This is a genomic window from Paenarthrobacter sp. PPS72, from assembly GCF_048537125.1.
GTDB classification, from domain to species: domain Bacteria; phylum Actinomycetota; class Actinomycetes; order Actinomycetales; family Micrococcaceae; genus Arthrobacter; species Arthrobacter nitroguajacolicus_E.
On the sequence record NZ_JBLYIE010000029.1, the window covers coordinates 38,551 to 63,576 of the forward strand.

31 protein-coding genes and 1 tRNA gene are annotated in these 25,026 nt (G+C 62.0%); 20 read left to right on the forward strand and 12 right to left on the reverse strand.

The features are described 5' to 3' along the window. Nucleotides 1–30: 30 nt before the first annotated feature. The 3 genes from pstC to pstB all read left to right on the forward strand — a co-directional run bounded on the left by pstC (nucleotide 31) and on the right by pstB (nucleotide 2,917). A complete protein-coding gene (gene pstC / locus ACLRGI_RS14120; RefSeq protein ID WP_017197022.1) occupies nucleotides 31–963 on the forward strand; it encodes a phosphate ABC transporter permease subunit PstC in 933 nt (310 codons plus the stop codon). Then, nucleotides 964–2,067 carry a phosphate ABC transporter permease PstA gene (gene pstA, locus ACLRGI_RS14125; RefSeq protein WP_419202266.1) on the forward strand — a complete coding sequence of 368 codons (1,104 nt, stop codon included), beginning with the start codon at nucleotides 964–966 and terminating at the stop codon, nucleotides 2,065–2,067. A 70-nt stretch (nucleotides 2,068–2,137) separates the two neighbouring features. Next, a complete protein-coding gene (gene pstB / locus ACLRGI_RS14130) occupies nucleotides 2,138–2,917 on the forward strand; it encodes a phosphate ABC transporter ATP-binding protein PstB (protein ID WP_011772968.1) in 780 nt (259 codons plus the stop codon). Nucleotides 2,918–3,090: 173 nt separating this feature from the next. On the opposite strand, the gene ACLRGI_RS14135 is transcribed toward pstB, so the two are convergent. Further along, the gene (locus tag ACLRGI_RS14135; protein ID WP_419202267.1) at nucleotides 3,091–4,107 is read right to left on the reverse strand and encodes an inorganic phosphate transporter; all 1,017 of its coding nucleotides are present in this window, start codon (nucleotides 4,105–4,107) and stop codon (nucleotides 3,091–3,093) included. 1 nt (nucleotide 4,108) lies between these two features. Further along, nucleotides 4,109–4,726: a DUF47 domain-containing protein gene (locus tag ACLRGI_RS14140; protein ID WP_419202268.1), complete on the reverse strand. Its 618-nt coding sequence runs from the start codon at nucleotides 4,724–4,726 to the stop codon at nucleotides 4,109–4,111. 214 nt (nucleotides 4,727–4,940) lie between these two features. Between ACLRGI_RS14140 and ACLRGI_RS14145 the strand changes: the two genes are divergently transcribed. Continuing rightward, nucleotides 4,941–5,651, forward strand: coding sequence for a hypothetical protein (locus ACLRGI_RS14145; RefSeq protein WP_419202269.1), 711 nt, complete (start codon nucleotides 4,941–4,943; stop codon nucleotides 5,649–5,651). A 232-nt stretch (nucleotides 5,652–5,883) separates the two neighbouring features. On the opposite strand, the gene ACLRGI_RS14150 is transcribed toward ACLRGI_RS14145, so the two are convergent. Further along, complete coding sequence (locus ACLRGI_RS14150) at nucleotides 5,884–6,543, reverse strand: hypothetical protein (protein ID WP_011772972.1); 660 nt, start codon at nucleotides 6,541–6,543, stop codon at nucleotides 5,884–5,886. A 251-nt stretch (nucleotides 6,544–6,794) separates the two neighbouring features. Between ACLRGI_RS14150 and ACLRGI_RS14155 the strand changes: the two genes are divergently transcribed. After that, nucleotides 6,795–6,867 (forward strand) — tRNA-Lys (locus tag ACLRGI_RS14155). A 330-nt stretch (nucleotides 6,868–7,197) separates the two neighbouring features. Then, entirely contained in the window at nucleotides 7,198–8,718 is a 1,521-nt protein-coding gene (arfA, locus tag ACLRGI_RS14160; protein ID WP_419202270.1) for an arabinosylfuranosidase ArfA, read from the forward strand. On the opposite strand, the gene ACLRGI_RS14165 is transcribed toward arfA, so the two are convergent. From ACLRGI_RS14165 to ACLRGI_RS14195, 7 genes are all read right to left on the reverse strand, one after another. Continuing rightward, on the reverse strand, nucleotides 8,715–9,101 hold the full coding sequence (locus ACLRGI_RS14165; protein ID WP_419202271.1) for a hypothetical protein: 387 nt from the start codon (nucleotides 9,099–9,101) through the stop codon (nucleotides 8,715–8,717). The genes arfA and ACLRGI_RS14165 overlap by 4 nt on opposite strands. Before the next feature lie 97 nt (nucleotides 9,102–9,198). Next, nucleotides 9,199–9,507 carry a hypothetical protein gene (locus ACLRGI_RS14170; protein WP_419202272.1) on the reverse strand — a complete coding sequence of 103 codons (309 nt, stop codon included), beginning with the start codon at nucleotides 9,505–9,507 and terminating at the stop codon, nucleotides 9,199–9,201. 12 nt (nucleotides 9,508–9,519) lie between these two features. After that, entirely contained in the window at nucleotides 9,520–10,242 is a 723-nt protein-coding gene (locus ACLRGI_RS14175; protein ID WP_419202273.1) for a GAF and ANTAR domain-containing protein, read from the reverse strand. Nucleotides 10,243–10,367: 125 nt separating this feature from the next. Beyond that, nucleotides 10,368–10,925, reverse strand: a complete 558-nt coding sequence (locus ACLRGI_RS14180; RefSeq protein WP_419202274.1) for a GAF and ANTAR domain-containing protein — start codon at nucleotides 10,923–10,925, stop codon at nucleotides 10,368–10,370. Between the two features lie 2 nt (nucleotides 10,926–10,927). Next, on the reverse strand, nucleotides 10,928–11,149 hold the full coding sequence (locus ACLRGI_RS14185) for a hypothetical protein (protein WP_419202275.1): 222 nt from the start codon (nucleotides 11,147–11,149) through the stop codon (nucleotides 10,928–10,930). Next, nucleotides 11,142–11,423, reverse strand: coding sequence for a hypothetical protein (locus ACLRGI_RS14190; RefSeq protein ID WP_419202276.1), 282 nt, complete (start codon nucleotides 11,421–11,423; stop codon nucleotides 11,142–11,144). The genes ACLRGI_RS14185 and ACLRGI_RS14190 overlap by 8 nt, the downstream gene beginning before the upstream one ends. A gap of 5 nt (nucleotides 11,424–11,428) precedes the next feature. Continuing rightward, the gene (locus tag ACLRGI_RS14195) at nucleotides 11,429–12,148 is read right to left on the reverse strand and encodes a GAF and ANTAR domain-containing protein (RefSeq protein ID WP_419202277.1); all 720 of its coding nucleotides are present in this window, start codon (nucleotides 12,146–12,148) and stop codon (nucleotides 11,429–11,431) included. A gap of 203 nt (nucleotides 12,149–12,351) precedes the next feature. On the opposite strand from ACLRGI_RS14195, the gene ACLRGI_RS14200 reads away from it, so the two are divergent. The 5 genes from ACLRGI_RS14200 to ACLRGI_RS14220 all read left to right on the forward strand — a co-directional run bounded on the left by ACLRGI_RS14200 (nucleotide 12,352) and on the right by ACLRGI_RS14220 (nucleotide 16,122). After that, nucleotides 12,352–12,765 (forward strand): RidA family protein, encoded by a 414-nt coding sequence (locus tag ACLRGI_RS14200; RefSeq protein ID WP_419202278.1) that lies wholly within the window; start codon nucleotides 12,352–12,354, stop codon nucleotides 12,763–12,765. Nucleotides 12,766–12,818: 53 nt separating this feature from the next. Further along, a complete protein-coding gene (locus ACLRGI_RS14205; protein ID WP_419202279.1) occupies nucleotides 12,819–13,823 on the forward strand; it encodes a LacI family DNA-binding transcriptional regulator in 1,005 nt (334 codons plus the stop codon). Nucleotides 13,824–13,870: 47 nt separating this feature from the next. Next, nucleotides 13,871–14,971, forward strand: coding sequence for a D-TA family PLP-dependent enzyme (locus ACLRGI_RS14210; RefSeq protein ID WP_419202280.1), 1,101 nt, complete (start codon nucleotides 13,871–13,873; stop codon nucleotides 14,969–14,971). 268 nt (nucleotides 14,972–15,239) lie between these two features. Next, nucleotides 15,240–15,380 carry a hypothetical protein gene (locus ACLRGI_RS14215; protein WP_419202281.1) on the forward strand — a complete coding sequence of 47 codons (141 nt, stop codon included), beginning with the start codon at nucleotides 15,240–15,242 and terminating at the stop codon, nucleotides 15,378–15,380. Between the two features lie 82 nt (nucleotides 15,381–15,462). Beyond that, nucleotides 15,463–16,122, forward strand: a complete 660-nt coding sequence (locus ACLRGI_RS14220; RefSeq protein WP_419202282.1) for a biliverdin-producing heme oxygenase — start codon at nucleotides 15,463–15,465, stop codon at nucleotides 16,120–16,122. Here ACLRGI_RS14220 and ACLRGI_RS14225 read toward each other — a convergent pair. Then, nucleotides 16,108–16,629, reverse strand: coding sequence for a flavin reductase family protein (locus tag ACLRGI_RS14225; RefSeq protein WP_419202283.1), 522 nt, complete (start codon nucleotides 16,627–16,629; stop codon nucleotides 16,108–16,110). The genes ACLRGI_RS14220 and ACLRGI_RS14225 overlap by 15 nt on opposite strands. Nucleotides 16,630–16,836: 207 nt before the next feature. On the opposite strand from ACLRGI_RS14225, the gene ACLRGI_RS14230 reads away from it, so the two are divergent. From ACLRGI_RS14230 to ACLRGI_RS14265, 8 genes are all read left to right on the forward strand, one after another. After that, nucleotides 16,837–17,139, forward strand: a complete 303-nt coding sequence (locus tag ACLRGI_RS14230; RefSeq protein WP_091464608.1) for an urease subunit gamma — start codon at nucleotides 16,837–16,839, stop codon at nucleotides 17,137–17,139. A gap of 8 nt (nucleotides 17,140–17,147) precedes the next feature. Beyond that, on the forward strand, nucleotides 17,148–17,516 hold the full coding sequence (locus tag ACLRGI_RS14235) for an urease subunit beta (RefSeq protein ID WP_419202284.1): 369 nt from the start codon (nucleotides 17,148–17,150) through the stop codon (nucleotides 17,514–17,516). Beyond that, nucleotides 17,513–19,243: an urease subunit alpha gene (ureC, locus tag ACLRGI_RS14240; protein WP_419202285.1), complete on the forward strand. Its 1,731-nt coding sequence runs from the start codon at nucleotides 17,513–17,515 to the stop codon at nucleotides 19,241–19,243. Before ACLRGI_RS14235 ends, ureC begins: the two co-directional genes overlap by 4 nt. Before the next feature lie 8 nt (nucleotides 19,244–19,251). Continuing rightward, the gene (ureE, locus tag ACLRGI_RS14245; RefSeq protein ID WP_419202286.1) at nucleotides 19,252–19,725 is read left to right on the forward strand and encodes an urease accessory protein UreE; all 474 of its coding nucleotides are present in this window, start codon (nucleotides 19,252–19,254) and stop codon (nucleotides 19,723–19,725) included. A 147-nt stretch (nucleotides 19,726–19,872) separates the two neighbouring features. Beyond that, nucleotides 19,873–20,541: an urease accessory protein UreF gene (locus ACLRGI_RS14250; RefSeq protein WP_419202287.1), complete on the forward strand. Its 669-nt coding sequence runs from the start codon at nucleotides 19,873–19,875 to the stop codon at nucleotides 20,539–20,541. A gap of 21 nt (nucleotides 20,542–20,562) precedes the next feature. Beyond that, nucleotides 20,563–21,180, forward strand: a complete 618-nt coding sequence (gene ureG / locus ACLRGI_RS14255) for an urease accessory protein UreG (protein WP_419202288.1) — start codon at nucleotides 20,563–20,565, stop codon at nucleotides 21,178–21,180. Then, a complete protein-coding gene (locus ACLRGI_RS14260) occupies nucleotides 21,177–22,142 on the forward strand; it encodes an urease accessory protein UreD (protein WP_419202289.1) in 966 nt (321 codons plus the stop codon). Before ureG ends, ACLRGI_RS14260 begins: the two co-directional genes overlap by 4 nt. Next, nucleotides 22,142–23,176: a HoxN/HupN/NixA family nickel/cobalt transporter gene (locus tag ACLRGI_RS14265; protein WP_419202290.1), complete on the forward strand. Its 1,035-nt coding sequence runs from the start codon at nucleotides 22,142–22,144 to the stop codon at nucleotides 23,174–23,176. The genes ACLRGI_RS14260 and ACLRGI_RS14265 overlap by 1 nt, the downstream gene beginning before the upstream one ends. On the opposite strand, the gene ACLRGI_RS14270 is transcribed toward ACLRGI_RS14265, so the two are convergent. Continuing rightward, nucleotides 23,154–24,131, reverse strand: coding sequence for a serine hydrolase domain-containing protein (locus ACLRGI_RS14270; RefSeq protein WP_419202291.1), 978 nt, complete (start codon nucleotides 24,129–24,131; stop codon nucleotides 23,154–23,156). The two genes, ACLRGI_RS14265 and ACLRGI_RS14270, sit on opposite strands and share 23 nt — an antisense overlap. Before the next feature lie 249 nt (nucleotides 24,132–24,380). On the opposite strand from ACLRGI_RS14270, the gene ACLRGI_RS14275 reads away from it, so the two are divergent. Continuing rightward, entirely contained in the window at nucleotides 24,381–25,004 is a 624-nt protein-coding gene (locus ACLRGI_RS14275) for a hypothetical protein (RefSeq protein ID WP_419202292.1), read from the forward strand. Nucleotides 25,005–25,026: the final 22 nt, after the last annotated feature.

A 25,026-nucleotide genomic window follows, 5' to 3' on the forward strand; every position in this document is an offset into this window, starting at 1 on the left:
CCAGTTCACTCCAGACTGAAGGAACGTGAAGTGACCACCAACTCCCTGACAACCTCCCAAGGCGCAGGACGCGCCGGGGACAAGGTTTTCTCCGGGGCCGCCATGGCCGCAGGGTGCCTGATTCTCGCGGTCCTCTTCGGAGTCGCGCTGTTCCTTGTAGTGCAGGCAATTCCTGCCCTGACCGCCCCGGCTGAGGACATCCAGGGTGGAAACGGCTTCTTCGCCTACATCGCCCCGATCGTGGTGGGCACCTTGATTGCCGCCGTGATCGCCCTCGTCATTGCCACTCCCGTAGCAATCGGTGTGGCACTGTTCATTTCGCACTACGCCCCGCGCCGGCTCGCTTCGGGCCTCGGCTACGTGGTGGACCTGCTCGCAGCTATCCCCTCCGTTGTGTACGGCGCTTGGGGTGCGGCTTTCCTGGCCAAGGAAATCTCCCCGGCCTACGACTGGCTGGCCACCTACCTCGGCTGGATCCCCATCTTCGAAGGACCGGCATCCGCTACCGGCAAGACCATCCTCACCGCAGGCATCGTCCTGTCCGTCATGGTCCTTCCCATCATCACCTCCCTGTCCCGCGAAATCTTCCTGCAGACCCCCAAGCTGCACGAAGAAGCAGCGCTCGCACTTGGAGCTACCCGCTGGGAAATGATCAAGATGGCCGTGCTTCCCTTCGGCCGCCCGGGCATCATCAGCGCCATCATGCTGGGCCTCGGCCGGGCACTTGGCGAGACCATGGCCGTTGCCCTGGTGCTGTCCTCCGGTGTCCTGACTGCCAGCCTCATCCAGTCCGGCAACCAGACCATTGCCGCGGAAATCGCCCTGAACTTCCCCGAAGCCAGCGGTATCAAGGTCAACACCTTGATCGCAGCCGGCCTGGTGTTGTTCGTCATCACGCTGGGCGTGAACATGATCGCCCGCTGGATCATCACCCGGCACAAAGAATTCTCGGGAGCCAACTAAATGTCCGCCACAGTAGTCCGCAAGCGCTCAGCGCTCACCAAGGGCCAACTGCCCAAGTTCGCGCCCTACATTGTCCTGGCAGTCGCGCTTGTTGTAGGCGCGGCCATCCTGGCGCTCATCGGCTTCAACGCTTTCGGTTGGGGCATCGTCTCGGCCATCCTCTTCGCCGTCGGCCTGGTTTCCTGGAGCGGCGCTGTTGAAGGCGCCCGCAAAGCCAAGGACAAGCTCGCCACGTGCTTGGTGGTGGGCGCATTCCTGATTGCCTTGCTGCCGCTGATCTCGGTCATCGTCACAGTGTTGGTCAACGGCATCCCCGGGCTCATCACCCCCGGCTTCCTGGGTACGTCCATGAACGGTGTCACCGGCGCCTTCGATAACAAGGCAGCAGAGGAAGGCGCCCCGGTCCTGGGCGGTATCTACCACGCACTGCTGGGCACCATCCAGATCACGCTGCTCGCCACGGTCATCTCCGTCCCCGTGGGCCTCCTTACCTCCATCTACCTGGTGGAGTACGGCAACGACCGCCCGCTGGCCCGTGCCATCACGTTCTTCGTGGATGTCATGACCGGCATCCCGTCCATCGTGGCCGGTCTCTTCGCAGCAGCGTTCTTCTTCGCCATCGTGGGCCCAGGCACCAAAACCGGTGCGGTAGCCGCCGTCGCGCTTTCCGTCCTGATGATCCCTGTTGTGGTCCGTTCCAGCGAGGAAATGCTCAAGATCGTCCCGAACGAGCTCCGCGAGGCCTCCTACGCGCTGGGCGTGCGCAAGTGGCGCACCATCACCAAGGTGGTTATTCCGACGGCGATCTCAGGCATCGCGTCCGGCGTCACCTTGGCGATCGCCCGCGTTATCGGCGAAACCGCGCCGATCCTGGTGACCGCAGGCTTCGCCACCACCATCAACAACAACGTTTTTGGTGGCTGGATGGCATCGCTTCCCACGTTCATTTACACACAGATCCTCAACCCGACGTCGCCGTCCAACCCTGGCCCCTCGGACCAGCGTGCTTGGGGCGCCGCCCTGGTGCTGATCATCCTGGTGATGCTCCTGAACCTCGGAGCCCGCCTCATCGCCCGTCTGTTCGCACCCAAAACGGGACGCTAGCCGGGCCGGCCGCCGGAACCCGTCGGCGCTCACTTCAAACTTCCACACCCCCAAGGAACAAAGGAACACCATGTCTAAGCGCATCGACGTCAAAGACCTGAATGTCTACTACGGCAACTTCCTGGCCGTTGAGGACGTCAACATCAACATCCAGGCCAAGTCCGTGACGGCCTTCATCGGCCCCTCCGGTTGCGGCAAGTCCACCTTCCTCCGCACGCTGAACCGCATGCACGAGGTCCTCCCCGGCGCACGCGTTGAAGGCGAAGTCCTCCTGGACGGCGACAACCTCTACGGCCCCGGCGTGGACCCGGTGACCGTCCGCACCCAGGTGGGCATGGTCTTCCAGCGGCCCAACCCGTTCCCCACCATGTCCATCCGCGACAATGTGCTGGCCGGCGTGAAGCTGAACAACAAGAAGATCTCCAAGGGCGCAGCCGATGCCCTGGTGGAGAAGTCCCTGGTGGGCGCCAACCTGTGGAACGAGGTCAAGGACCGCCTGGACAAGCCCGGCTCCGGCCTTTCCGGTGGCCAGCAGCAGCGCCTGTGCATCGCCCGCGCCATTGCCGTTGAGCCCCAGGTGATCCTCATGGACGAGCCCTGCTCCGCCCTGGACCCCATCTCCACCCTGGCCGTTGAGGACCTCATCAACGAGCTCAAGGACCAGTACACCGTGGTGATCGTGACCCACAACATGCAGCAGGCTGCGCGTGTGTCGGACAAGACCGCGTTCTTCAACATCGCAGGCACGGGCAAGCCCGGCAAGCTGATCGAGTTCGCTGACACCACCAGCATCTTCAACAACCCCGGCCAGAAGGCAACGGAAGACTACGTCTCCGGCCGCTTCGGATAAGGGGTTCTGCAGGTTCCGGCTTCTATGGGGGGAGTCGGCACGGAACGACGGCGGCCGTCGCCTTGGGGGTACGGCCGCCGTCGTTTTTTCTTGCCCAACTGGGTCGCAGATCAGGTCGTTCCCAGCGCTGGGAACGACCTGATCTGCGACCTACTTGGGTGCGTGCGGGAGGGTTACAAGTCCGCGAGGGGCGAGAACGCCAGCTCAAGGATGAAGGCCGCTGCGGCCGTGATCAGCGGGGTGGCCACCCAGAACAGCAGGACCCTCCTGACCAAGCGCCGGTTGACGGCGTGGAAACGCTGATTCACGCCCGAACCGAGCACGGAGGCGGTCAACGTATGGGTGGTGGACAACGGCAGGTGAAAACCGATTGCGCCGATGAAAAGCATCACGGACGTCAAAGTTTGTGACACGAAACCGCGTAGCGGATCCACCCGAATGAGCTTGTGGCCGAGGGTGTGTGAGATCCGCCAACCGCCGAACATGGTGCCCGCGGTGAGCATGAGGGCCGTGAGGAGGAGAATCCAGAGCGGCACGTCGCTGCCGCTGGACAAGCCGGCAGCCACCATGGCCAACACCATGACAGCAGCCGTACGTTGACCATCCTGGAGCCCGTGGCCGAAGGCAACAGCGGCTGCCGAGATCGCCTGTGCGCGGCGGAACCTGCGGTTAACCACGTTGGGTTGCGTGTACCGGGCCGCCCACGTCACCGGCCATACCAGCAGATACGCGGCCACGAACGCGATGATGGGGGAGAGGACCAGCGGCAGCGCCACTTGGGTCAGCAGGACGTTGTCCATGCCGTCCACCGGATTACCGCCCACGAGGACGCTCGCTGCCCCCGCGCCGATCAGGCCACCAATCAGCGAGTTGGTGGACGACAGCGGGATGCCCCGCCACCATGCGTACACGCCCCACAAGATGGCTGCGGTTAGCGCGGACGCCAGCATGGTGAGGCCGCTGGTTCCCTCCGGCAACGTGATCCACGATTGCGTAAAGGCCAGGACGAAGGTGCCGGCGAGCATGGCACCCGCAAAGTTGAAGACGGCGGCGAGGAGCACCGCGATGGAAGGTGTGAGGGCACGGGTCCGCGTGGAAAGCGCGACGGCGTTGGAGACGTCGCGGAAGCCGTTGAGGAACGCGAACCCGGAGGCCAAAGCAACTACGAGGACCAGGAAGGCGATGATCACGTCATGATTCCTTGACGATGATGCTGCCTACCTGGGTGGCGACCTTCCGCATGTCCTTGGTAACTTCCACCAGCTGGTTGGCGATATCCCGGTGCCGCGCGTACTGCGTGGATTTCATATCCTTGAGCATCTCCGCCACCCAGATTCGGTGAGAGCGCTCGGCGCGTTTGGCCAACCTGAGGATCTCGATCCAGTAGTCCTCAAGTTCGTCCAGGTCTTCAAGCTTCCGCATGGCGTCCACGGTGAGTTCGGCCTGCCGGCTGATGATCTCCAACTGGTCCGCAGCGCGCTTGGGGAGGCGGTCAAGTTTGTAGAGCGCCACGAGCTCCCCTGCGGCGTCGAGCTTCTCCATGGCCTCGTTGAGGTGGCGGGAGAGCGTGTACATGTCCTCGCGGGGGAGGGGGTTCACGAAGCTGGTGCGCATGTGCGTCAGCAGCGCGAAGTGCAGGTCCAGGGATTTGGACTCGTGCTCGTGCAGTTCTTCGGCGAGGCGCTGGTGCTCAGTGGCCGGTGTGCCGAGTATTTCGGAGAGCGTTCCGGTAGCGGCAACAATGACGCCGGCCATCTGCGCGAGCAGTACGAGCCCGGCAGGTTCCTGGGGAAAAAGGCGCAGCTTCATTTCGCTTCCGGGCTGGGGACGGATGGGCACGAGTGGTTTGACTTGACGCCACCCGTTTCAACCCCAACTTTACCGGCACTGCTACCAGGTCAGGGAAGCGGTAGGCGCCGTGGCGGGGAGTAGTCCCCATCGCGGCCACCCCTTCACTGTGCAAGACTATGGACGCACCCGAATTAATCCACTCAATGGGGGAACTATGCGACTCAACAATGTAATGAAAATCACCGGCGTGGCCCTCGCCGGTCTGCTGGCCCTGACCGCCTGTGGCACCACCACGGCGGGCTCGACGACCGATGGTTCCGAATCGTCGTCGTCCTCGTCTGCGCCCGCCTCGCCGTCCTCGCCCGCCTCGCCGGCCTCCACGTCGTCAGGGGGTGCCGGCACCTCCTCGGGCTCGTACAAAGTAGCCGCTTGGGCTCTGCCCGTCTCGGAAGCGGGGGACAAGTTGGGCAGCCTCAAGGGCGACAGCTTCAGCGTAGACATCTACCAGGTGGCCACCGATGTCGCGTCCAAGGACAGTATGTTCGTGGACAAGGAAACCAAGGAGAACCTGCTGAAGAAGGGCGATCCGATCGTGTACCTGAACTACGTGGTCACCAACACCTCGTCGGCCGACATCCCCCTGAGTCACTCGCTCGTCACGCCCAAGGCAAAGTACACGGACTGGAAGTACATGGGTGGTATGCCGTCCGATTCCAGCAGCGATGGCTACAAGAAGCACGGGCTTTCCAGCTCCGGCGTGAAGCTGAAGGAGAAGGCCCCGTTTGTGCTGAAGCCGGGAGAGTCCTTCAATATTGCCGAGAACTTTGCCTACGCCGCGGGCAAGGAAACTGAGATCGAAGCGACCCTGACTCCTGCCGCAGCTGACGGCAAGCTGGACCACGACAAGAAGGAAAAGGCCGAAACCACGGTCTCGCTGAAGTAATTTGCGGCGCTTGCCCGGGTCTGCCTTAGTGCAGGCCCGGGCAAACTGCGTTCGGGCATAAAAATGGTGCCGAACCGGATACGCCTCTCGGCGGTAGGCCGCTCGAAGCGGCTGTAAGTTGAAGCCCGGGGGTTTCGCGGTTCGACACCAGCTTTAGTTTTCACCGTCGGGCGGGCTAAGTCAACATTGACAGGCCGGGCCCGACGTGGGTACGTTTCGCCTCTTTTGCTGCTTAGTCGAGCTCGCCCAAGCGCCACGCGTTGGCAGCATGCTCGAGGTCTTCGGCGGTCTTCACCAGCTGGTGCGAATTCCGTGTGAGCTTGCTGGCGTGGCCCTCGTTGCTGTGCTCCGCGCCGTCGGCCAGGGTCGCTTGGCCGAGTGCCACCACGCGGCAGAACGCGGCGGAACGCTCCAGCGCGACGTCGAACTCGCCGTCGAAAGCGCCGGACAAAATGGCGTCAGCCATGGTCTTCATTTCGTCGGCTCCCGGCGGCTCAGCTGCACCCGCCACGACGTTGGAAACCTGCGCGGTGTCGCGCCCGGCCCTGAAGTAAACCGAGATTTTCTCGGGATTTTGGATGGTGGCCGCGCGGAGGGCGTAGAGCCTCCAGAGTGCTCCCGGGAGGCTTCGGGCGGGGCTTTCTGCCCACATCTCGGCGATGGCTTCGAGCCCCTGCTCATCAGCCAGCTTTACCAGGCGTCGGGTGACCTTGGGGTCGTCGCTGTCACGGCCGCGCCTCACCAGCGCTTGGGCAGCGAGGTGGGCTGCCTCCGAAACCCGGGCAGGATCTGCCCCGCCGGCGAACGGTTCGAAATCGATGGGCGCGAAGGGCTTGGGCTTGTGGTGCCTGTTTGCTCCGCCGTACGCACGTGATCCTGGCTGTTCGCTCATGACTTCACCGTACTCCTGTGCCTTGGTGGGGTCGAGTAACGGTTGCCGGGGCTGCGCTTTTGCTGCGGTTGTTGCTGCGGTTGTTGCTTCGTGACCCTTTATGCCGCAGTCCCGGGCTCGACACGCCGCTGCCGCCGCGCGCCGCCGTCGTACCTTCCCCCAAAGCAGGTGACGACGGCGCACGTCACCTTGAGTTCCTCGTCTGCCGTGACGTTGGGGTACAGTATTCATGGCTGTTTCTACAGCTGGAGGGGCCTTTAGCTCAGTTGGTAGAGCATCGGACTTTTAATCCGTGGGTCGTGGGTTCGATCCCCACAGGGCCCACCCTCCAAGACAGGCCGGAGACTTTGAGTCTCCGGCCTGTTTTTTATTTGCCCCGGCATGGATCCCGCCCTTGTCCGCACTGCCCGCCGCACAACGGTGGGGCCGGCGAACAAGGTTGAGTGTCGGAGCCCGGTCGCCTTGACCCGCACCCAGGCCCGCACTCGTACGAATCTCCCGCCGCACAACGGTGTGCCCAGCGAACAAGAGCGGGACAAGGTGAGCCCGGCGAAGAAATCCCTTGACTCACACCCCTCATCGCAGTCAGCATAGTTTCTACAACGTTATAGAAATTCTGCAAGCCAAGAAACCCGAGAGATTAGGACCCACCCTTTGGGCAACAAAGAGACCGCCAAAATCACCATCGACCCCGCATACGTCGTAGGCCCCGTCAGGAGGAAGACCTTCGGCGCATTCGTGGAGCACCTCGGACGTTGCGTCTACACGGGCATCTACGAGCCGGAGCACCCCGAGGCTGACGACGACGGATTCCGCACCGACGTCCTGGACCTCACCAAGGAACTGGGCGTCTCCACGGTCCGGTACCCGGGCGGCAACTTCGTCTCGGGCTATCGCTGGGAAGACGGCGTGGGGCCCAAGGAAGACCGCCCCACCCGGCTCGATCTCGCCTGGCACTCCAGCGACCCCAACCTGGTGGGCGTCGACGAGTTCGCCAAGTGGTCCGGGAAAGCCGGTGTGGAGCCCATGATGGCCGTCAACCTGGGCACTCGGGGAACGCAGGAAGCCCTGGACTTGCTGGAGTACTCAAACATCAAGGGCGGAACGGCCCTGTCCGAACAGCGCAAGGCCAATGGCGCCGTCGAACCCCACAACATCAAGATGTGGTGCCTCGGAAACGAGATGGACGGTTTCTGGCAGATCGGCCACAAGAAAGCAGGCGAATACGCGCGGCTTGCCGCAGAAACGGCGCGGGCAATGCGCATGGTCAACCCGGACCTGGAACTGGTGGCGTGTGGAAGTTCCGGCCCCACCATGCCCACGTTTGGTGAATGGGAGCGCGTGGTCCTCCACGAGACGTACGAACTGGTGGACCTGATCTCGGCGCACCAGTACTTCGAGGACTTTGGCGACCTGCAGGAGCACCTGTCCGCCGGGCACCGGATGGAAGCATTCATCAGGGACCTGGTGTCCCATATCGACCACGTGAAGTCGGCCATCAAGTCGGAGAAGCAGGTAAACATTTCCTTTGACGAGTGGAATGTATGGCACATGTCCCGCGACGAATCCAAGGTGCCTACCGGTGATGATTGGCCGGTTGCGCCGGTGCTGCTCGAGGACCGCTACACGGTGGCGGATGCCGTGGTGGTGGGCGACCTCCTCATTACGCTGCTGCGCAACACGGATCGCGTCCACTCGGCGAGCCTCGCCCAGCTGGTCAACGTGATCGCACCGATCATGACTGAGCCGGGCGGCCGCGCCTGGAAGCAGACCACGTTCCACCCCTTCGCGCTCACATCGCAGCACGCCTCAGGCGCGGTGCTGAATCTCGCCGTCGAAGCCCCGCAGCTTTCCAGCGGAAAGACCTCGGGTTTCACCGCCCTGTCAGCCGTGGCCACGTACGACGCCGAAGCCAACCAGGCCGTGGTCTTCGCCGTGAACCGCTCGGTGACGGACGCGCTAACACTGGATGCCGCCGTCGGAAGCCTCAACGCAAGCAAAATCATCGAGGCTGTCACCTACACGAACAAGGACCCGTACTGGCAGGCGACGGCTGACGATTCCACGTCAGTCCTGCCGTCCGAAAACGTCAGTGTAAAGCTCGACGGCGGCCGCCTCACCGCGGACTTGCCCGCCGTGAGCTGGACCATGATCCGCCTGGCGCTCAGCGCCTAGGCAATAGCCTGCGAACCGTCCCGGAAGATCGGGTACGCCGAAATCGGTGTGACCGTGGCTGTCGGGGCCGGCTCCGGTGCCTGCGATGCAGGTGCCGGGGCCGTTGCAGGTGCCGACGCATCGCCCGTCACGATTTCCATCGACTCCATATCCAGCAAACGGCGGCTGCCCGTTTGGTCCTGGAGCCAAAAGAGGTCGGTACCGGCCACTGTTTTGACTACGGTGCCCCGGTGATAGAGGCGGCCGTTGTGCCATGCCTCGATGTACTCACCCGGTTTCAGCGCGTGCGGCTCATCCTTGCCGCCGGGCAACGTGCCGAAGGCCTGGGCCAAGCTGGCCTGTGTCTTCAGCGCTTGAAAAAGATCCCTGTTTGCAATGCTCATGTTTGCCACCCCTCAGCTGGCTGCGCGTCGTCTATGAACCCAGCTTTGCGCATGTATGTTGCGGGCGCGTTGCGGAAAAATGAGCGGGGTGTGACAGCTACGCAGAAGCGGGGCCGTCGTCCGGGGAATCGGTTTCCCGCGGAGCGTCCAGGGGGAACTCGTCAGAGTAAGGAGCGTGGGGGCCGGGACCGCTGTTGGACAGCTCGTTTGCCGCCATAGCCAGGAGGTCGCGTTCCAGTTCGGGGAGGGAGAGCATGCCCTGCAGATAAGCCTCAACCTCGTATTCGCCCACCGATCCGCCGATGCTGAAGTACTGCAGCCACAGAGTTCCTGTGGTGATACCCGCGCCTGAGAGTGCCGCATGGAGTCTGCGGCGTTGCTCGGGTTCGTTGTTATCGAAGCCCATTGTCCTGCGGCCTTAGTTCCGGTCTGCCGGAATCCCGGCTATTAGCTCCGCGCTGACTTCCTGCAGGCTACGGCTCTTGTCACGTGACTGAAGTATGAGTTGTTGGAGGGCTCGTTCATGAGTGAATTTGTGGCGCTCCATGAGGATTCCGCAGGCGCGGTTGACCAGGTCCCTGCTGTGCAAAGCCATCTGGAGGCCCTCGCTGATGCGCTTGGGCGTTTCGGCGCTCTGGATGTGAGAGAGAAGGGTGGCGGCGGGGGAAGCGAAGAGCTCCATGAGGGACGCGGCAGCACCTTCAAAAACCGAAGGCTCCGGAGAGTAGACCTTGATAGCGCCGATGCTGTGTCCGTTGGCCATGAGAGGGGCGCTGACCACGGATCGAATGGGTAGCGTGCTGACCGCGGCAGTCCACTCCGGCCAACGGGCATCGGTGCGGACATCGTTGATGATGACCGATTCCTCAGAAGCCCAAGCGGTAAGGCAAGGACCTTGGCCTAGTTCGTACTGCAGGTGGTCGGCTTGCTCCACGATGCTGTCCGTAAAACCTGTGCTGGTTCTGCGGGCTTGGGAATCGAGGATGGATACTCCCGCCCCGATGGTCCCCGGGACGGATTCCTTAATGGCCTGCGAAAGGTTCTGAACGGCTTGATCCACCTTTTCCTCAGTGAGGAGCAGGCCCAGTATCCTGCCGATGGCGCCAGAGAGCTCATCCAGAGGAAGTTGCTTCTTCGTCATGGTTGTCTCCCGGGTGGTTCTTGTCGGCAAGCCGGCACGTAAATTCTGTAGTTGCAGGACTCCCGCTTAGCAATTCCAGCCTAGTGCTTTTATAACCTCGTACCCCAACTGAAATGAGCTAAGCGCTACTCCTCGAATGCTGTGGAGATATTCCGGTCTCCCGCAACGTGGTTGATGACGCCCTCCGCTACAGTGCGAAGTTTGATGTTGCGGTGGCTGGAGGCGCTGACCAGAATCTGGAAGGCAGCGTCGCGGCTGCAGCGGTTTTGTGCCATGACAATTCCGACGGCGGTATCAATCGCCGTGCGCGACGCCAAGGCAGCTGCGAGGTTCTCGCGCGCGTCCCGCAGCTGGGCAATCTTTAGTGCCAAGTACAGCGCCTTCGCTCCTGTGGCGGTGATCCTCTCAGCAGCGACGATGTCCTCATGGGAGAAGCCGTGGGGGCGCGTTGAGTAGAGGTTCACCACAGCCTCCGCAGTGCTGTTCAGTTCCATGGGCACAGCGAGAATAGAGCCGACATCAGTGCAAGTGGCCGCCTGCATATAGTCCGCCCAGCGTGTTTCCTCGCGGACATCCGGGACATGGGTGATGGTGCGTGTCCGCAGGGCGGAAAGGCAGGGGCCGTCGCCGAAACTGTTCTGGATGTCGTCCAGTTTGCGGGCCAGGGGATCGCTGTCCGCCACGGCTACAGGCTTTTTTGCCGAATAACGGTCACGCCGCAAGCGATGGTGTTGCCATTCCGGCTGAGTCTTCCGGCAGTCATGTCTACGAGATCCTGAAGGAACTCCCGAATGTCGGCATTCTCTACGAGCAACTCCTGCAGGTGCGCCAGGAAGTCTGTCAGATCTACGTGGTCCTCGTCCGGGACAGGGACTGGGATGTGTTCCGAGGGCTGGGTTTCAGTCAATCTGTGTTTCCTCACTACTGCTCGCGGATTCCGTCCGATCGTCGGAGCTGAGCTCCTTCATGGCAGTGTCTACGAGTTCCATCTGACCCGGGGCGAGAGCCAGAAGTTCGTTAAGGTAGGCTTCCAAAGCTAATTCGTCGGCGTTTCCTCCAATCCCGAAATAGTACGTCCACAGTCTATTGAGGCCGATATCTTCAACCTGGAATCTGCAAGATGCTTGCAGGCGTTGATCAAACTCCACGGTGTTCCAGCCCCCCCAAGGTTCGGCATTCATCGAATCTACCTTCCCCTCTGGTCCATATAGCCGGCACGGTCCAGGATGTCTCCGGCAATTTCGTGAAGCCGTTTATTGCTGTTGCGCGAGGCCACCTGTATTAATCGGAGCGCTGATTCCCTGTTGCAATGGTTTTGCACCATGATCAGGGAGATAGCCGCATCCACGATTGCGCGGGATTTGAAAGCGGACCGCAGATGTTCAGGATAGGGGTCCTCGGCATGCATGCGTAGGGCCAACCGCAGAATACGGGACAGCGATTCGGCATGCCTTTCCACCCGGCTCACCGTGTCCGGACCGAAGGTCCCCAGCTCCGTGGAGTAGCAGTTCAGGGCACACTGTGACCCGTCATCCGTTGTGATCGGCACTGCCAGCACAGTCCGGACGCCCTCATTGGAAATTGCCTTTGCATAGTGTTGCCAGGAGTCGTCGGTCTGAAGGTCCGGAATCAACACCGTCCGTTGTTGCCGGAGGGCCGTGAGGCAAGGGCCGTCGTCGAACTCGTATTGCTTTTCATCCAGCCGGAGGGCAGCGTCACTGCTGCTGGCAACCGTGGAAGGGCCCCCATCGCGTTCGACGGTGATGGCGCACAGCATGGGAGAATCGCCGCCCAACAGGGACGCCGAAATTGTTGCCAGTCCAAGGAGGAATTCGGTGAAACCGGGGCTTTCCAAAAGCAGGTCCTGCAGCTGTTCAGCTGTGGGGACTGCGTCACTCTGGGCCATGCGGCCTCAATTCCAGCAACACCGGAGTCCACGCATCTCCAGCTGGGCGGCAGTGCGCTCGTGTTCGCGCAAAGCCCGGATATTCAACTCCGGACCAATAGTCGCTCCCGAAATCTCCTACTTCCGACACTACGCCGATGCCATCCAACATGACAGGGCAGACGCCCGTGATGGGATGTACCCAACCGAACAAAAGGACTTCCATGCCAAGCGCAGTCTCCCTCATTCGCTCCAAGCAGCTCAGTTCCGTCGCGGAATACGCCTACGCCGCCTCTGCTCGTGCAGGTGCCCGGCTAATCTTCCTGGCGGGATCCTGCCCGCTTAACGAGGACGGCTCCACAGCAGGAATGGGTGACTATAAAGCCCAGGCGGAGAAGGCAATCGAAAACATGCACCTGGCCTTGGAAGCTGCCGGAGCCGAAATCCAAGACGTCATTTCCACCCGCGTCCTGGTCGCCTCGACGCAGCAGGCCGACTTGGTTGCAGCATGGGAAGTGGTGCGCCAAGCTTTCGGAGATCACGATGTCCCCAGTACCCTCATGGGCGTCACAGTCCTCGGCTACGACCACCAGTTGGTTGAAATTGAGGCAGTCGCCGCCGTGATGGACGCCGTATAAAACCTCCCATCTGCAACGATGTATACAAACGTACTGAAAGAAGGAGCACCCGCATGGCCGTCACCATGAACGACGTCGCACGCGCGGCGGGAGTCTCGTTGAAGACGGTCTCCAACGTCATCAACAACTACGAGTTCATCCGGCCTGCCACCAAACAACGCGTCCTTGATGCGATCGACGAGCTCGGCTACGAAACCAACCTGACGGCCCGCAGCCTCCGATCCGGCAAGACCAGCATGCTCGGATTAGTGTTGTCCGATCTCTCCGTCCCGTACTACGCCGAGCTCGCGTCGGACATCATGAAGGCGGCGTGGGCACGCGGTTACCGTGTTCTGGTGGAGCAGTCCGGCAACGAGGCAGAACACGAGCAAGCTGCGCTTCAGGGGCAGTTCCGCAGCCTTACCGACGGTCTCCTCTTCATCCCGCTGGCGCTCGACGCCGACCAGATCATCGCTGCTGCCGGCAAGAAACCGCTGGTCCTCCTGGGCGAATTCGTCCAGGACCCGCGGCTGGACATGGTGCTTATCCAAAACCAGGAGGCCGCCGCTGCAGTTACCCGGCATCTGCTGGCGGGCGGCCGCCGTCGTATAGCCGTTCTGGGCGCGCACGACGGCGACGAAGCCGGCAGCAACGGCCTCCGCCTCCGCGGGTACCGGGCTGCGCTCGCCGCCGCCGGTGTTGAGCATGATCCGGCGCTGGTGGTCCCTTGCGATTGGCGTCGCGACGGCGGTGCTGAAGCGACCGCGAAGTTGCTGGACAGCGGAGTGGAATTCGACGCCATTTTCGGGCTCAATGACGCCCTCGCGCTGGGGGCGTTGCACGAACTCCTGGTCCGCGGCCGGAAAGTCCCGGAGGAGATAGCGGTGGCCGGCTTTGATGACATTGATGAGTCGCGGTTCGCATCGCCGTCGTTGACCACTGTGGCGCCGGGGCGTGCGGAAATTGCGGAGCGCGCCGTCGAACTCCTCATTCAGCGGATTGAGAGCAAAGACGCCGTGCGGACCGTCCAGCAGCCGAGGGCGGCGTTCGAGATGCGAGTCAGGCAGTCCGCGCCGTAGGATCCTTACTTTCCGGGGCTTGTGTCCCGGCCGTTAGTGTTTGAGGAATGAACGGAATCCCAAGCGCTGTCATCACCCCTGCCGTCCTGATCGACGTCGATGTCCTGGACCGGAACATCGAACGGATGGCGTCGAGCATGCGCGGGCGCGGGCTGGGGCTCCGTCCGCACGTCAAGACGCACAAGACGCTGGAAATTGCGCGCAAGCAGCTCGCGGCGGGAGCCGTCGGCATCACTGTGGCCACCATCGGGGAGGCGGAAGTCTTCGCGTCGGACGGCGTGAAGGATATCTTCATCGCCTACCCGCTCTGGGTCGAAGCGCCGCACGCGGAACGCCTACGCGCCCTCGCGGCACAGTGCCGCCTTGCCGTTGGCGTTGACTCGGTGGAAAGCGCGACGGCGATGGGTCGCCAACTCGGGGCGGATGCCGCAAGCATTGAGGTGCTGATCGAAGTGGACAGCGGGCACCACCGGAGCGGCGTACTTCCGGATGAGGTGGTGGATGTTGCCCGCGCGGCGGCTGAGGCCGGGTTGAACGTGGCGGGCGTCTTTACATTCCCTGGGCACAGCTACAAACCCGGCATGCCGACCGGCGCGGCGAACAATGAAAATGAGGCCCTTGGACTGGCCGCCGACGCCCTGGTCCGGGCCGGCTTTGAAGTGAAAACCATTAGCGGGGGATCCACGCCTACGGCCCTTCTCTCCGGTGACTCCGCGGCAACGGAACTGCGTCCTGGAGTCTATGTATTCGGGGACGCCCAACAGCTGGAACTGGAACGCTGCGGCTGGGAGGACATCGCCCTGACCGTAGCTGCCACGGTGGTCAGCAGGCACGAAACCCGTGGCGGGAACGTGCGCAGGGTTGTGGTGGATGCAGGCAGCAAAATCCTGGGCAGCGATCGCCCTGAGTGGGCCAGCGGATACGGACGGCTTCCCGAATACCCCGAAGCTCGCGTAGCGGCTTTGTCCGAGCACCACGCCACGGTGGTTTGGCCGGATTCCTCCGAACTGCCGCCGCTGGGAACCCGGCTCCGGGTGATCCCCAACCATGTGTGCCTCACCATGAACCTCGTGGATGAGGTCACTGTGCTGCGCGGCGGAGCTGTGGTGGCGCAGTGGGCTGTGGCGGCGCGGGGGCGGAACAACTAGACCGTCCGTCCTGGCCTTTCAATAGCATCTACCCACTCAGGACGTTTCGGCTCAACCGCCACACGTTATAGCCAACGTTCCGGCGCTCTGCATTTTGCGCCCGCTCTATATGCAGAATTGCCGACCAGGTATCCACCCTCGAAGGATTCATCCAGCCTCCGCCTCGTAGCTCGGAGCTCGTGAGTTAGCATGTGGTATTCACCAAATTCACCCTGCTGTCCAAATTCACCATATTCACCTGAACTCACCTGATCCGGGAGGGTGCTGAGTGACCAAGACCGAGAACCCCTTTAGACCCACGGCCGGGGCCACACCCCCGGAGGTCATCGGCCGCTCCGGGCTTCTTGATGAGTTCGAATATGGTTTGGAGCTTGGCTCGGGTGCGCCAGGTTTGCTGTCCACCCCGTAAAAGCTTTACCCAATATCTGCCCTGTGACAGAGTGTCATCAAACAGCCTTTTGGTCCGTTTAGCTTGACGACTGGAGCACCCCATGACGGCCTTTTCCGAGGAGCTCAAAAGCCACACATCCTCCGCCCACGAGCACGCCGAGCAGGCTGGATTTGTCACGGAACTGCTCGCCGGCCGGATGGAGGCGAGCCAAGTGGCAGCTCTGCTGCTGCAGAACTACGTCATCTACCGCGCCTTGGAGTCAGCCCTGGACGTCAACCCGGACCCTCGTCTCACGCCCTTCGCCGACCCCGCCCTCATGCGGGTTCCGGCACTGCAACATGACATGGCGGTGCATTACGGAAATGACTGGGAGTCAAGGCTGGCAACGGGCGAACTGCACGTGACGCCCGGTGCCCAGGCCTACGCCGATGAACTCGCTGCCCTGGGGCCGGTTTCAGCTACCTATCTCTTGGCCCACCATTACGTCCGCTATCTGGGTGATCTTTCCGGCGGGCAGATCATTTCCGCCCTGGTTCAACGGCACTACGGCATCAGCCCCGAAGGACTGAACTTCTACGCTTTTCACAGCATCGGGAAGATCAAGCCGTACAAGGACTCATACCGCGGTCACTTGGACGAGGCCGGTTTCTCTGACGCCGAGAAGCAGGAAATTCTCCACCATGCCGAAGTGGCTTTCGAAACCAACCGGCAGGTCTTCGTGGACCTGATGGACCAGTACCTTCAGCTAAGCCACGGCTGACACACTCTGGAATAACGTATGGAACTCCCGGTTGAGATAAACCAGCGGAGCTGAGCTGGACGGGTTGGACCGGATCTCCAGAACCTTCGCTGCCAGCAACACGGAGCCGCCCAGCGGTGCCCGGTGGATAATTTCGCACCGCAACGCACAGACGGCCTCCTTGAGCAGGGGCTCTCCTGTGGGCAGCACCTCCCAATCCATGGAGTCGGTGAAGCGAGGGGCTGATGGGTCCGCGAAGATCTGCGCGAGATCCAGCTGATCGGCGCCAATAAGGTGGACCACAATTGTCTGCGCGGCTGCGATGTGTGAAGCCGAACGGCCGCTGGTTACGGAGAACGCGAGGGTGGGCGGATCCACCGCAACCGATGCCACCGAGGACGCTGTCAGCCCCACCGCTCCGTCCGGTCCTGCTGCGGTGACAATGGAGACGCCAGCCGGATGAGCGCGGAACGCAGCCCTGAAAAGCTCGCCGACTGCTTCGGATGGCACTGGCTTGGGGTGGGTCATTCGTACACCTTCGTGGGGCTGGAACCGGGCGGTTGAGGATGGTGCCCTCACGGGGACACACCTGATTGATGCTAGGACCTCAACTTAAGTTGAGGTCAATTCGTGGGAAACCGACCCCCGACTGAGACGATTTGGAAACGTAGCCGAAACTTCCGCTCCCTACGCTGATCACAATCCGTCCAGGTGCCCGGCGTCCAAGGAGTAACCATGCATCTTTTGCCACGTGAGCAGGAGAAACTCATGATCGTGGTGGCTGCCGACCTCGCGCGGCGCCGCCAAGGACGAGGACTCAAGCTGAACTACCCGGAAGCCGTGGCGATTATCAGCTACGAACTCATTGAAGGCGCCCGCGACGGCCGAACTGTTGCCCAACTCATGAGCTACGGCACCACTGTCCTCCGACGCGAAGACGTGATGGAGGGCGTGCCGGAGATGATCCACGACGTCCAAATCGAAGCCACCTTCCCGGACGGCACCAAGCTCGTCACCGTCCACAACCCCATCCGCTAGGAGCCCCCATGATCCCCGGTGAATACAGGCTCCTGCCAGGTTCCATCGCATGCAACAGCGGCCGTGAGGGAATCGCCGTCGAGGTTGTGAACCGCGGCGACCGACCAATCCAGGTGGGTTCGCACTACCATTTTGCCGAGGCGAACAGTGCCCTCGAATTCGACCGCGAAGCCGCCTACGGCCGCCGTCTGGACATTCCCGCGGGCACCGCAGCGCGGTTCGAACCCGGTGACCGGAAAACGGTTCAGTTGATTGAGCTCGCGGGAGCGCGTGAAGTTTTCGGGCTCAGCAACGCTGTCAATGGAAAGCTCGACGGCGGAACCCGCCTGAGCGGGGAGGCCCGCCAGGGCACCGCAGCAGAAGGAGGCGCCAAGTGAGCTTCGAGATCCCACGCAAGCAGTACGCCGAGCTGTACGGTCCCACGACGGGTGACGCCATCCGCCTTGCCGACACCGAGCTGTTCCTCGAGATCGAGAAGGACCACACGGTCCACGGCGAAGAAGTAGTGTTTGGCGGCGGCAAGGTCATCCGCGACGGCATGGGCCAGAACGGCCAACTGACCAGCTCTGAAGACATCCCGGACACAGTGATCACCAACGTGATTGTCTTGGACTACAGCGGCATCTACAAAGCCGACATCGCTCTGAAAGACGGCCACATTTTCAGGATCGGCAAGGCCGGCAATCCACAGATCACAGACGGCGTGGACATCGTGATTGGTGCCAGCACCGAAATTATCGCCGGCGAGCGGAAAATCCTTACCGCCGGTGGCATCGATACCCACATCCACTTCATCTCCCCGGAACAAGTCCCCGCCGCCCTCTGCAACGGCATCACCACCATGGTGGGCGGCGGAACCGGCCCGGCCGAAGGAACCAAAGCCACCACCGTCACGCCCGGCGCTTGGCACATCTCCAGGATGCTCCAGGCCGCCGAAGGACTTCCTGTTAACATCGGCCTCTTCGGAAAAGGCCACGCATCCGCCGTCGAGCCCCTCGCCGAGCAGATCCGCGCCGGTGCCGTGGGGCTGAAAGTCCATGAGGATTGGGGCTCAACCACCTCGTCCATCGACATGTCCCTGCGGGTGGCCGATGAATACGACGTTCAAGTGGCCATCCACACCGACACCCTCAACGAGTGCGGTTTTGTGGAAGACACCATCCGGGCCATCGATGGGCGCGTGATCCACACCTTTCACACCGAAGGCGCAGGCGGCGGACACGCTCCGGACATCATCAAGATCTCCGGCCTTCCCAACGTCCTCCCCGCATCCACCAACCCCACGCTCCCGTATACCAAAAACACCATCGAAGAGCACCTGGACATGCTCATGGTCTGCCACCACCTCAACCCGGACATCCCGGAAGACGTGGCGTTCGCCGACTCGCGCATCCGGGCCGAAACCATCGCCGCCGAAGACGTCCTGCACGACCTCGGGATCTTCGCCATCACGTCCTCCGACTCCCAAGCCATGGGACGCGTGGGTGAAGTTGTGACCCGCACCTGGCAGGTTGCCGACGCCATGAAAAGGCAACGAGGGGTCCTGCAGGACCCCTCCGGCGCGGTGCATGGGTCCGCAGAATCCGACAACTTCCGACTCAAACGCTACATCGCGAAATACACCATCAACGCGGCCATCGCCCAAGGCATGGCAGACGTCATCGGCTCCGTGGAAGAAGGCAAATTCGCAGACCTCGTCCTATGGGATCCCGCGTTCTTCGGGGTGAAACCCGAACTCGTCATCAAAGGCGGACACATCGCCTACGCACTCATGGGCGACGCCAACGCCTCCATCCCCACGCCCCAACCCCGCACCATGCGGCCCATGTTCGCAACGTACGGCAAGGCACTTCAACAGACGGCCATCACGTTCCTGTCCAAAGCCGCCATCGACGCCGGAGTGCCCTCGCAGCTCGGCCTCGAACGCATCATCAAACCAGTCACCGGCATCCGCAACCTCACCAAAGCGGACCTCAAATACAACGGCGAAACCCCCGAAATCGCCGTCGACCCCGAAACCTACAAGGTTACGGTCGACGGCGTCGAAGCCACCTCCCAGCCCTCCGAGGTGCTGCCCATGGCGCAGCGCTACTTCCTCTTCTAGGAGCCCTCATGATCATCGAAAAAATCCTGGGCAACGTCCACGAACAACCCAACCACTACGCAGGGCATCACAAGGAAAAAGTAGTCCTGCCCAGCGCCCTGCTCGTCAAACGCATCCAACGCGTCACCACCGACCACGGTAAAGAACTCGGCATCCGCCTCCCCACCGGAACCGGCGACCTCCGCGACGGCGACGTCCTCGACATCAGCGACCACAACGTCATCATCATCTCCGTGCTGCCCACCGACGTCCTGGTCATCGCCCCGCGCAGCATCCACGAAATGGGCGTCGTGGCACATTCGCTCGGCAACCGGCACCTGCAGGCACAATTCTTCGACGCTGCGTCCGAGTACGGGGCCGAAGTCATGGTTTGCCAGTATGACCACACGGTCGAAGATTATCTGAAGAGCGTCGGCGCCCCCTACGAGAGGCAAGAACAGGTCATGCCGGTTGCCTTCCGCCATGCTGAGCATTCGCACTAATACCGCGGTTATGGTGGCGTCCGTGGGTGAACGTGGCTGGGGCGCCGGGTCGGGATTTGGGCCGTGCCCGCTTCGCGATGCCCTCCACACCGCGGCCCAAAATCCCGGCCCGGCTCCGGTCTGTCGTCGCACCTTCGGGGGCCTCTCATGACCTCCTATCAGCTTGCTCTTCAGCAACTGACCGACTCTGCGTTGCCTACGGGGGCGTTTGCTCATTCTTTGGGGTTTGAGAGCTACATACATCGTGAGCTTGTGGGGGATGCGAGGTCTTTTGGGGAGTGGTTGGGGGTTTTTGTGGGGCAGCAGTTGGCCTATTCCGATGGGTTGGCTTTGCGGTTCCTGTATGAGGGGGTGGATGTTGGCTTGTTGGATTCTGTCCTTTCTGCGCAGTTGTTGGCTCGGGAGGTTCGGGAGGCTTCTTTGAAAATGGGGGGCCGGCTGTTGGAGATTGGGGGCGAGGTGTTTCCTTCGGCGGAGTTGGAGGCGTATCGGGGGCTGGTTCGTGGTGGAAGTGCCGCGGGGCATCAGCCCTTGGCTTTTGGGGTCATTGCGCGGTCTTTGGGGGTTCCGCTTGGGGCGGCGCTTTCTGCCTATCTGTATGCTGCCGTTACTTCGTTGACCCAGAACGCCGTGCGCGCTATTCCGCTCGGACAGAACGCCGGACAACGGGTACTGCGCCAGGCGCACGACGCCGTAGCTGCCGCCGTCGATGAAATAGCACAGCTGTGCTGGGACGACTTCGGGGCCGTCAGCCCCGGCCTCGAAATTTCACAAATGCGGCACGAACGGCAACGTGCCCGCATGTTCATGAGCTAGCTAGTGCAAAGGACAGAAAACATGACAGAACCCATCAAAATCGGCGTCGGCGGACCCGTCGGAGCCGGCAAAACCCAACTCGTGGAACGCATCACCCGGCACATGAGCGGCGACATCTCCATGGCCGCCATCACCAACGACATCTACACCATCGAAGACGCCAAAATCCTCGCCGCCAACGGCATCCTCCCCGAGGATCGCATCATCGGCGTCGAAACCGGCGGCTGCCCCCACACCGCCATCCGCGAAGACACCTCCATGAACACCGCTGCCATAGAAGAACTCAAGGCCAGGCACCCCGACCTCCAAGTCATCTTCGTCGAATCCGGAGGCGACAACCTCTCCGCCACCTTCAGCCCCGAACTCGTCGACTTCTCCATCTACATCATCGACGTCGCCCAAGGCGAAAAAATCCCCCGCAAAGCCGGCCAAGGCATGATCAAATCCGACCTGTTCATCATCAACAAAACCGACCTGGCACCCCATGTAGGGGCGGACCTCGCCGTCATGGAGCGGGATTCCAAGGAGTTCCGCGGGAACAAGCCGTTCTGCTTTACCAACCTCAAGACCGACGACGGGTTGGACGCGGTCCTCAATTGGATCCGCCGCGATGTCCTGATGCTCGACTTGGCGTCATGAGCCCACTTACAACAGCGCCCACCACGGGTCCGGCGGCTACGCCGGGGATAAGGGGCCGTGCCCGCTTCGCGGTGCCCGCCACGCCGCGGCCCCTTATCCCCGGCTCCGCCGCCTCCGCTGTCGGGTCACTGCGGGGGCGGTTGGAGCTTGGCATCAGTGTGCGGGATGGGCGGTCCGTGGCTTCCCGGCAGTTTCATGAGGGCGCGTTGAGGGTGCTCCGGCCGCATTACTTGGATGAGTCCGGGCAGGTTTGTTATGTCATGGTCAATCCCGGTGGGGCGTATCTGGGGGCGGACCTGTTTGTTGTGGAGGTGGAGGTCGAGACGGGGGCGGATGTGTTGTTGACCACGCAGTCGGCTACCAAGATTTACCGGACCCCGGGGTCGTTTGCTGAGCAGCGGATGAACATCAAACTGGGGGAGGGCTCGCGGCTGGAACTGATGCCCGACCAACTGATTGCCTACCGGGAAGCGAGCTACCGGCAGAATTCGCGCATCAGTCTCCACCCGGCGTCGAGCCTTGTCATGGCCGAGGTCATCACGCCGGGGTGGTCCCCGGACGGCGCATCCTTCAAATACGAAGAGGTGCGGCTGCGGAATGAGATCTGGATGGAGACCGGGGACGGAGCGAAGCTCTTGGCCCTCGACAACCTCCTGATCCGGCCACCCCTTACCGATGTGAGCGGGATGGGCTTTATGGAGGGTTTCAGTCACTTGGGGTCGTTGGTGGTGGTGGATTCGCGGGTGGGTCAAGGGCTTGCTGATGAGCTTGACCTGATAGCCCGTGAATTTGAGGCTCACACCGGGGTGTCTTTGACGGCGACTATTGCCGGTAGTGCCGGGCTTGTGCTGCGATCGTTGTCCAACAGCACTGAGGAACTCAACAATTTACTGGGTGCCTGCACCGGCCTCCTGCGGGAGCGTTGGTACGGGCAGGCGCCCTTGAACCTGAGGAAGTACTGATGACTCCGCTGACCGGGTTCGCCACCATGTACCGGGAACGGGAGACGTTGTCCTTGCGTACCCGGCTGCTGTTCACGTTCGGCGCCGTGGCCGCGCTGCACCTTGCCGCCGTCGTGCTGTTGCTTGTTGGTACCACCGGTGGCGCGCAGCCGCTGGGACTTGGGCTGGTGATCACCGCCTATGCGGCCGGAATCAAGCACAGTTACGACTGGGACCACATCGCCGCGATCGATAATTCCACCCGCAAATTCGTGGCTCAGCACAAGGACCCTGTGAGCGTGGGTTTCGCCTTCAGCCTGGGCCACAGCTCCGTGGTGATCCTGACCGGGCTGCTGGTAGTGGCGGGTGCGACGCTCATCGGGCAGTTCATGGAAGACGGCACCACGGGAAACAAGGTGCTCGGCTTAATTGGTAGCGGAGTTTCCGGGCTGTTCCTGTTGGCGATGGGGCTGTTCAACGGCTCGGCATTCGTTCGCGCCTCGCAGGTTTACCGGTACGTGCAGCGCGGCGGCGAAGTGCGTCCGGAGGACCTCGAAGCGAAAGGCTTCGTCGCACGGCTGCTCGCCAAGCCTTTATCCAAGGTGGAGCGGCCACGGAACATTTACGTGATCGGCTTCCTGTTCGGCCTCGGGTTCGATACCGCCACAACCATCGGCCTGCTGGTTATCACCACGACGGCGTCACTCGCCGGGGTCTCGCCGCTTGCCTTGATGGCACTCCCGCTTGCGTTCACCGCTGCCATGACCCTGTGCGATTCCGTCAACGGCGTGACCATGATGAAAATGTACAAATCGGCCATCCATGACCCGAGACGCAAGCTCGGCTTCAATGCCGTGATCACTGGCATTTCAGCAGTCTCGGCGCTGTTCATTGCTGTCATCACCCTCGGTGGATTCATAAATTCCGCGTTTGAACTCGAGGACCCCCTGACCACATGGCTTGGCAGCATCGACCTTGGCGACGCCGGCCTGATCCTGGTGGGCCTGTTCGTGCTCGTGTGGGCGGTGTCCGCTAGGAGGCCGCCACAGCGTTGAAGAGTTCGTTCGTGTCCACGCCGAGGTCCGGGGCATCCAGCACGTTGGTCAGGAACACGACGCAGCGGTCCTGCTCCGGGAGCATCCACCACTCGGTGCCGGACCATCCCGGGTGGCCGTAGATCCCCTTCGCGAGGAGTTCGGACTCGTTGGCGGGCAACTGGAAGCCCAAGCCCGTGTGCCGCAGGGGAGCGGGCCGGTTGATGACGTGGGAAACCTCGGTGGTTCGGGGCCGACGCATGGCGGCAAGCGTCGCGGGCTTGACGGCTTTCCCGGAGTTCCGCAGGAGCTCGGAGCCCAGATTGAGCAGGTCGGCGGCCGTGCCGAGCAGCCCGGCTCCCGGATGCCTGTTCTTGTACATTGCCTGGACATTAAACCCAGCCGCATCGGTGCCGTGGACAGCGTGCGGGTTGCATTCCGTCTCAAAGGTGAAGCCTTGGGCTCCGGTGTCAGCTGCCAAGGCCAGCAGTTGCTCCTCGAACGGGCGTCCGTCGGCCCACTCAGCCATTGCTGCCGCACCTTCGAAGGCGATGTTGCAGTACTGGGCCAAGGAGCCAGCGTAAAAGGCTTGACCCGCGGAGGTGAGCGACTCTCTGAGGGGAGTCCCGTCGTCGAGCGCAGGATCCGCAATGCCGGAACGGTGGCTCAGTAGCTGCTCGAGGGTCACAGTGTCAGTGCGGCCGGCGCCGAAGTCCGGGAGAGCGTCACTCAGCGAAGCGCCGAGCGAGAGTTTCCCCAGCTCAACCTGCCGCATGACCGTGAGCGCAGTGATCGGTTTGGTCACCGAAAACAGTGCAAAATGGTCATCGGCTGTGGCTCGCCTGGCGTCGTCGGTCCCGAACGCCACGATGTCCTCGATGCCCTGGCTGGAGGCGATGCCCAGGACAGCGACGGGCACACGATTGAGGTCTACCTGCTTGCGGGCCCAGTCTGCTGCCGGTCCTGTTTTCATCATGTTGTTTCACGCCTTCGTTCGCGGTTGGTGCATCGAATCTACCGTGGCTCATTATTTCCCGAGCATGTTAAGTAGGGGTGCCTTTTATGACAAGTCAATGACCAAATGATCAATTGCATGACAAACGTGTAGATAGCTCTCCTGAATTCACGTACTCTGAACTCGTCGTTACGCAGTGAATGGGGTGCCTGGTCTCGATGCTTCCCAGCGTGCGGCCTCGGACCGGTCTCAAGCAAAAGGATTTGCATCATGAAAACCCCTTCCTCACGTACCAGGGCCATTGCGGCCTTCACAGCTGGGCCCATTGCAATACTCATCGCCGGAGCAATGGTCTGGCAGGGATCACAGGCCGCATTCACGGCGACCACCCGTAACTCCGGCAGCGCTTGGAGCACCGGCAGTGTCACGTTGACCGACGATGACCTTGGTGCCGCGGCATTCACCGTTGAAAACATTGTGCCGGGCCAGACCGGCCAGAAATGCATCGTGGTGACATCAAATGCCAATGTGGCCGGTGAAGTTCGTGCCTACACGCAGAATCTGATTGCGGACCGCGGCCTTGAAGACCGCATCTTCTTTGACCTGGAGCAGGGCACGGGCGGCTCATTCAATGACTGCACCGGTTTCACTCCCATCGCCAACACCGTTCCTGAGCTTCCCATTTCCACACTGGCAGCCCAGAACCGAGATTTCGCCACGGGCGGTTCCTCCTGGCAGACTGCGGGCGCGCCCGGAGAGACCCAGAGCTACCGCGGCACATGGCGTTTCGACACCACCGGATTGACCCAGGACCAAGTGAACGCTTTGCAGGGCGCCCGTGTGGGCATCGACCTCGTGTGGGAACTGCAGTCGGACACCGCGCCTACTCCGTAGGCTGATTGGACTCTTTGCTGCC